Origin of the sequence: Micromonospora sp. M61 (genome assembly GCF_018070245.1) — a bacterium.
Taxonomy (GTDB): domain Bacteria; phylum Actinomycetota; class Actinomycetes; order Mycobacteriales; family Micromonosporaceae; genus Micromonospora; species Micromonospora zamorensis.
In genome coordinates, this window is record NZ_JAGPYA010000192.1 from 1 (window position 1) to 356 (window position 356).

The 356-nt window shown below is 65.4% G+C and carries 1 protein-coding gene; it reads left to right on the plus strand.

Features of this window, described 5'->3' with window-relative positions:
• A partial coding sequence (locus tag KBX34_RS33285) for an RICIN domain-containing protein (protein WP_210929020.1) occupies nt 1-356 on the plus strand: 356 nt, incomplete at both ends.

Sequence of the window (356 nt, forward strand, 5' to 3'; positions counted from 1 at the left end):
GGCTCCGGGGTGGACACCAGTGCCTGGTACGTCCTGCTGAATCGCAACAGCGGCAAGGCCCTGGACGTGTACGCCAACGCGACCACTGACGGGGCGCGAATCAGCCAGTGGACGCGCAACAACGGCGTGAACCAGCAGTGGCAGTTCGTCGACTCGGGCGGGGGCTACTACCGGCTGAAGTCGCGGAACTCCAGCAAGGTGCTCGACGTCTACAACTTCTCCACCGCCGACGGTGCGGCGATCGTGCAGTGGAGCGACGGCAACGGCACCAACCAGCAGTTCCGGCTCGCCCAGTCATCCGATGGCTACGTGCGTGTGATCAACCGCAACAGCGGCAAGGCCGTCGAGGTGCAGGG